Annotated in this window: 6 protein-coding genes; all 6 read right to left on the reverse strand. The window is 46.1% G+C overall.

Annotated features, from left to right (window positions below; all coding sequences use genetic code 11):
- Positions 1-12 precede the first annotated feature (12 nt).
- Entirely contained in the window at positions 13-1,812 is a 1,800-nt protein-coding gene (locus RYL88_RS02890) for a hypothetical protein (RefSeq protein WP_314988885.1), read from the reverse strand.
- A gap of 281 nt (positions 1,813-2,093) precedes the next feature.
- Positions 2,094-3,200 (reverse strand): NnrS family protein, encoded by a 1,107-nt coding sequence (locus RYL88_RS02895; RefSeq protein WP_314988886.1) that lies wholly within the window; start codon positions 3,198-3,200, stop codon positions 2,094-2,096.
- A complete protein-coding gene (locus RYL88_RS02900) occupies positions 3,193-3,882 on the reverse strand; it encodes an ATP-binding cassette domain-containing protein (protein ID WP_314988887.1) in 690 nt (229 codons plus the stop codon). Before RYL88_RS02900 ends, RYL88_RS02895 begins: the two co-directional genes overlap by 8 nt.
- Before the next feature lie 6 nt (positions 3,883-3,888).
- Positions 3,889-4,686, reverse strand: a complete 798-nt coding sequence (locus RYL88_RS02905) for an ABC transporter permease subunit (protein WP_314988888.1) — start codon at positions 4,684-4,686, stop codon at positions 3,889-3,891.
- Complete coding sequence (locus RYL88_RS02910; RefSeq protein ID WP_314734827.1) at positions 4,683-5,645, reverse strand: ABC transporter substrate-binding protein; 963 nt, start codon at positions 5,643-5,645, stop codon at positions 4,683-4,685. The genes RYL88_RS02905 and RYL88_RS02910 overlap by 4 nt, the downstream gene beginning before the upstream one ends.
- Positions 5,646-6,320: 675 nt before the next feature.
- On the reverse strand, positions 6,321-6,925 hold a 605-nt coding region (locus RYL88_RS02915; protein WP_314988889.1), incomplete at its 5' end, for a TonB-dependent receptor.

Here is a 6,925-nt window from a genome sequence, read left to right on the forward strand (position 1 = left end):
CAGATAGCGGCTTTATGTAAAATTTAGCGCTTTTATAAAGACGTTTATCCTAGCCTGCGCGACGGCGGTTTTTATGCCGTTTTCCGCCATAAAAGGCGAGCTATTTTCGCGCTCCTCTTTACTCTGCTGCGCGCTTAGCGACTTTTGCGTAGAGAAATCTAGTAGAGCTAGTAGCGTATTTACGGTATTCAGCGCTTCGTTAAATTCTTTTTGCGCTAGTTTAAAATCATAGCTTTGTTTGCCGAATTTGAGTAAATTTACGAGCCCGTCGACCTTAAATTTATCGTTAAAGCTCGTTATCGCGCCTTGCGTTTTTAAAACATCGAATTCCGGGTGGTTTTGATTGATAAAAAAGTCGTTTAGGCAGTTTTCTTTAAAATCGCTTACGTTGCCGCTATTGCCTAGCGTAGCGCAGATTAGCCCCCAGGCAGGCTGCGAAATTTGGCTTTTTTGGCACTCTACTAAGGCGCCCGCCGATAGCAGCCTCGTAGCCTGCATCCTAAAATAATCAAGCTCGCCCAAATACGCCTTATCTACGCTATCAAGCTTAGGCAACTCTGCGCTAATGTTTTCTACGGCTTTATTATTGCACGAGGCCACGACGATCTCAAAGCCTTTTAGCTTGGGATTTAGCGGATAAAAGTCTGGGTACTGGCTACCGTCTAGCTTGACGCCGCGCTCGAAAATTTCGTCTTCTTTTAGCGTAGATAAAACCTTTGCTCGCTCCACGATCACGCCGGCGACCACGTCTTTTAAGAGCGTCGTTTTGCCGGTGCCCGGAGGCCCGTTTACGCTATAAATGCCGCCCTTTTTCTCATTAAAAAGTTTTATTATATTATTTACGGCGATTTGTTGCGAATAAATTAGCATATATTCGCTAGCAAACGCGCCTAGCGGGTAGTTTTTGGGTTCTAGCATCGAAAAAACGGTACCAAAATTCGCGCTATCTCTCATATCTATGCGCCCTATTTTTATATCGTTTGCGCCCGTTTCGTCAAAAATCGTTTGTAAATTCTTATTATTTAAGCCCTCATTTAGAGCCAGACTAGTCTCGCCCAAATAAAAACTATTAAGCAAGTCGCTGCTACTTTTTACGCTGCTCTCTAGGCAGATATTTACGCGAAGATCGTCGCTTACTAGCGGCGAATTCAACTGCTTTTTAAACTCGCCGTGGATAAATTTTACCATTTCGCCAAGACTTCGTTCGTTTTTGCCTAGCGCTTCTATCTGGGCTTTTATGCTATCTTTTAGAGCTTCGAAATTTTTATAATCTAAATTTTGCGGTTTGCTAAAATTTGCCGCCGCCCAAGGCGCGGTGGATAAAAATACGCTATTTAAATCAACGTTAAATCCGCTATTTTCGCCGCATACGGGCTCTAATTCTTTAGTATCTTGCTCGCTAAAATCGGGCTCGCTAACGAGCGTGCTTAATTTAACTTTTTCCTCTTTGTTTTTGACGGATAAATCACCTTTAAATTTTACAAAATAGGTCGTGGCTTGTTGATTTTGGCTTTGACGAAATTGGCTAGTTTGTAAATTCGGATTTTGTTTTATTATCTCGTCTGCTATCTCGTCCAGCTCGAAAATCCCGCCGTAAATTTCGATGCTTAACTTCCTTTTGTTTCCGCTTTTTGCAAGCTCCGAGACGCTTTTCATTTGCTTTAAATAATGCCAAAAATCATCGGTAAATTTATCCGGCGTCGTTTCGTAGGCGTTTTTATATTTACTTTGTTCTTTGTTTAGTTTTTGTAGCGTTTGCGGATTTAGATATTCGCTTAAAAGCAGATAGTGCAGAGTGTTTCGTAGCGCCACGGCCGTTCCTTTCGTATTTTTGTCGCTAAAAAACGATTTTAGCGAAGTTAATATAAATTTTCGGTTTTAACGGCTATGATAACGCGAAAATTTAAGGGGATTCCATGCGTAAAATTTTACTTTTTCGTTTGCCGATTTGATTGCTCGAAAAAGCCGCAAAATACAATACGGCTTTGCAAGGCAAATACGGCGATTTGTTTTATTCGGAGGGTTAAATTCGGCATTATTTAGGCAAAATTCTACGGCGCTAAAATAAGCCGAATTTAATCCGTAAAATAAATCTACTCCGGATCGTCGCTAAACTCGTTATCTCTAAAAATTTTATAAAAATCGATAAACCAAAGCGTAAAGGCTACGGCGATGAGAGTTGCGGGCAGATGTATATAAAATCCGCTCCAAACGTAAGCCAAAAAGCCCCTGCAAATACCGGCGGCGATAACTAGCGCAAAGGCGATCTTGCTCAGGCATAAAAACTCAAGCTCCTGCCCGCTGTGGCGCAGACCCGCGATGTTAAAGATAAGCATAATGCTAAAAATAATGCCGTTTAGCGCGATGACGTGCAGCATATTTGTCTCTAGCCCCAGGCCCAAAATCCCGCTCGCGCCGTAAAGGATATACGCCGCGGCCAGCAAAAGCTGCATCAAGTAGTAATAAATCACGAAGCTATGACGCAAAAGCTCCTTGTAGTGCCACTCTTTTAGCTTAGCTAAAATCGCGCTACCGCAGGCTATCGCGGCGAAATTTATAGCCTTGCTGCCTTCAAAAAACAAGCTAACTAACAAAAACGCACAAACGCTAACGATCGCGATGTTTTTATAGACGAAATTTGGCACAAAGGCCGCGTCTTGCATACCGGACTCGCGGTTTAGCGCCTCTTTGCCAAGCACCACGCTAACGCGAAAAGATATAAGCAAAATCGCGATCACGTGTAGGTGGATTTGTAAATTTAAAAATCTCTCCTCGCCGCTAAGCAGATAATAAATCTCAAAGCCCAAAATGCCGAGTAAAAATGCTAAAACGCCCAGCTGATCGTCGTTTCTATCAAGCCAGATCATATAAACGCAAAGCCCCGCCAGATACGCCCAAAAAAGCACCATAAAAAAATGAGCCGTAAACAGGCTAAAAAACGCGCTAAAAAAACTCGCCGCAAAAAACGAAAACATAACGTAGGCGTGCTTTTTTAGCCCACCGCCAAAATTCGTCCAGTCCGTTAGCCCCGTTAGCAAAAATCCCGCATACGCAAGGGCCGCAACCAGGTGCAAAAAGATAAATTTATGCCAGCTAACGAAGTCTACGGGCGTAAAAAATATCGCCCCGCCCAGCGCCGCGCAAACCGCACTCGTAAGGAAAAAAATTCTCATCGGATGGGTGAAAAAGTCGTTAATCATAATAAATTTTTCCTTTAAAATTTTCGTCTATCACGCCGCTAGCATAGGCAAAATCACGCTGCGAAAAGGCGCGCTCTAGCTCCAGCTCGCGCTCGATCACCGCACCCTTACTTGCTAAAAAGCAAATTTTACTAGACATCCTGGCTGCCTCCATCCTGTCGTGAGTCACCAGCACGACGCTCATGCCATCCTCGACGCGACGCGCGACGATATCTATCAAGATTTCTTTCATATCATAATCAAGTCCCGAAAACGGCTCGTCCATCAGCAGTAAATCAGGCTTTGTCACGATCGCCCGCACGAAAGCCACTCTTTGGCGCATACCGCCGCTTAGCTCGTCAGGGTACTTTAGCGCGTCTTTCTCTGTTAGCCCAAGCCTAGCAAAGAGCTCTAGCACGGTCTTTTCATCGGGTTCGTCCATCACAAGCAGTACGTTTTCGAGCGCGTTTTTCCACTCGAGCAGGCGATTTTCCTGAAAGAGATAGGTTGTTTTGTTAAATTTATTGATTATTTTACCTTTGCGCGGATCGATAAGCCCCGATATCAGGCGCAGGATCGTGGTTTTACCGCACCCGCTCGCGCCAAATAGCGTCACTACTTCGCCCGCGCCGACCTTTAAACTAAAATCACGCACGACCTTGTCGCGTAAAATTTCGTATTCTAAATTTTGAAGTTCCAGCATAGCAAACTACCTTTTCCACGGCATTAGCGTGATCTTTAGCGGCTCGATAACCAGGTACTCAAAAAGCATAATGATAGCGATAGTAAGCACGACGTAGGCCATCACTTCGGTGGTATCTAGCATCACTCTAGCGCTCGCGATCTTGGCTCCCATGCCGTCGTTTGCACCTAGCAGCTCGCCCATGATGACGATCTTTACGCCCATGCCCACGGCGACGCTTAGCGAGCTGATGATATGGCTGGTTAGGTGCGGAACGTAAAGGTGGCGAATTTTTTTCCAAACGCCTAGTTTATAGGCGTCAAACATCTCCTTTAGCTCCTCGCTCACGCTCATCATGCCGACCATCGAGCTAGCAAAGGTTAGCGGCAAAACCGTGATAATGATCGTAAAGATGGTGCTCGCGTTTCCAAACCCAAACCAAAATATAGCTAAAACGATCCAAATAATAGGCGGCATAGAAAGCAGCGTCGTGATAACCGGCTTTAAAAACGCGGCAAAGCTTTTATATGCTCCGGCAACCAACCCCAGCGTGATACCGATGGCACAGGCCGTGCCGACGCCTACTAGCGAGCGCACGAGAGTGATGTTTATCTCGCTGTTTTTATAATCCGCCAAAAGTTCGTACGCCCGCACGAAAACAGCCTGCGGAGCCGGAAGCAAAAACTCCCCTCCCAGCTCGCTGCCGATCTGCCAAAGCGCGATGATAAGCGCGATCGTCGCAAATCCGCTAAAGCCGCCCCAAAGGTAGTCTGCGACCTTCAAAAACGCGCCTCGGTCTTTTTTGACGTTATCGACGAGTATCATAAAAACAGGCTCTTATCAGGCATTTTACCGCCGAGCAACTTTGGATTAAACTCAAAAATTTGCTCAAAAAATGCCATTACGTCGTCTTGCAACTCATGCGCCTTTGTTACGGTTAAATTTGCTTTATCAAAAGCCCCGGCTAGCGCAGGTTCAGGAGCCGGCAAATACTCGGCACCGATTTTAGCCGCGCTTTGTTTGTTCTCTAGTATCCATTTTAGCGCGCTCGTTAGATCGGCGTGTAGCGTCTCAAAAAGCGCGCGATTTGCCTCGTAGTAGTCCACGTTTACGATGATACCCGCCATCGGGATGTATGGCTTGGCATTAAAGCTCTCGCCCCAAGTTTTAGGAAAATCAAGCCCGTAATGCACAGCTACGCCCGCTTTTTTACCGCGCAAAATCGTCGCTTCGCTAAGAGGCTGCGGCACGATAAGCACGTCGTAGTCCTTTTGGATAAACAGCCCCACCGCTTCAGGCGGAGTCTGGGTGTACGTGATGTCAAGCTTGCTCGCGTCTATGCCGCGTTTCTTGCAAAGCGCGCGTAGCACGAGATCGGGCATATCGTTTTTAAACGGCATTATGATTTTTTTACCGACGAAGTCCTCTAGCGTCTTGATACTCTCGTCCTTTATCATCGCGTTCATGACGCCTAGCGTAAGCAAATTTAACATTGCGAAATTTAACCCCTGGTTTCGCAGGTTCGCAGCGACGTTTGAGGGAGACATAGTGACCTTGATATCGCCGCTAGCCACGCCAGCGCGCAGGACGTCCGGAGTGTTCCAGATGCGCAGCTTCACGTCGTGCGTCTTGGCTAGCTCGCCTTGCATGCTTGCTACAGCCATTATCACGCTAGGGATCGCAGGCGCGCCCCACATCGTAAAGTTTTCCTTCGCAAAAAGGCTAGGAGCCATCGTAGTCGCGCCAAGCGCCGCGCCGAGTCCTAAAAATCCTCGTCTGTTCATAACTTTCTCCTTGTATTAAGATTTTAAATTTTATTTCGTTTCGCTTTTGTTCGCGGTTAAATTTGAGCTCAAATTTGCCGCGCTGTCCGCCAATTTTTACGCACCGCCGAGCGCTTAAATTTGGCTTTGCGTTAAATTTGGACGGTTCAGACCCGCACCGCGAAAATGCTAAATTTACTCGAGGCAAATTTGAGCTTACCTCAACTCATTTTTGATAATTATATCCAAGATTTAAATATAAAACCTTGATTTAAATCTTGGTTTTTTATTGACTTGGTTCATTAAATTTGAGCTCTCAAATTTATTTTTTTCTTGGGTGGCGGAAGGGGTTTCTACTTACGGTCTGCTTGCAGCTACGAGCGAAGCGAAGTAGAGCGTCGCCCCTTCCGCCCCCAAACCCCCACCAACCCCACTGCACGTGAGAGGTGGCGACATAGCTTTGCTGACGCAAAGCGTTGCAAATTTAAATTTACGTTTTTGCGGTACGGGTCTCGGCGAGTCAAATTTACAAATTTGACTTCAAATTTGAGCGTAAAAAATTAAGGCGAAGTATTGTGAGATGATTTTGAGAGTTGTGCAGAAATTTTAAGTCAAGGCTAGACAAGTAGTCTGCCGCAGACTTAAAATTTCAAATCTCTCTCAAAAGCGCTCACGAGACAAGCCGCCGCTCAAATTTTAAAAGCTAGAGTGAAAGCTAACAAACACCGCCCTCCCCGGCGCACGCACCACCGGATCGGGATCTAGCGCTCCTACGTGCTCGCCGCTGATAAACTCGGCGTAATCTTTGTCAAAGATATTCGTCACGCCAAGCCTCACGCCCCAGCTGTTTTTAAACTCAAATCCGCCGTAAACATCCATCGTCGCAAAGCTTTTAGCCGCTTCACGCTTGTCGATGCCAAAGCCAGTGGATTTATCGAAGTCGCCTCTACTTTGCTTTGCTACGTAGCGCACCGCCGTGCCGATGTTGTAGCTGCCAAAGCTAGCGTAATCTTTGTAATCAAAGGCCAAATTTGCCTCAAACGGACGAATCTGATAGAGCGGTCTGCCATCGGTTTTGTTTTGTCCGTAGTTGTAAAATAACGAAGTTTTTAGCCCGAAATTTCGCGCGAAATTATATTCGCCTCGCAAATTTACGCTGTAAATTCTAGCATCGACGTTGCGCGTGATGACGGCGTTTTTGTTTATCGGCACGGCCGCGGTAGAGTGGCGACGATCATAGATAACTAGATCCTGCGCGTCGTCTGCGATAAAGTGCCCGCCCACGCTAAAGCTATCCTCGC

The organism is uncultured Campylobacter sp. (assembly GCF_963517995.1).
In the GTDB taxonomy this organism is placed as follows: domain Bacteria; phylum Campylobacterota; class Campylobacteria; order Campylobacterales; family Campylobacteraceae; genus Campylobacter_A.

Bases quoted from the DNA above. Each gene is read 5' to 3' on its own strand.
- RYL88_RS02910 (WP_314734827.1), bottom strand. From the start codon at position 5,645: ATGAACAGACGAGGATTTTTAGGACTCGGCGCGGCGCTTGGCGCGACT.
- RYL88_RS02900 (WP_314988887.1), bottom strand. From the start codon at position 3,882: ATGCTGGAACTTCAAAATTTAGAATACGAAATTTTACGCGACAAGGTC.
- RYL88_RS02905 (WP_314988888.1), bottom strand. From the start codon at position 4,686: ATGATACTCGTCGATAACGTCAAAAAAGACCGAGGCGCGTTTTTGAAG.
- RYL88_RS02895 (WP_314988886.1), bottom strand. From the start codon at position 3,200: ATGATTAACGACTTTTTCACCCATCCGATGAGAATTTTTTTCCTTACG.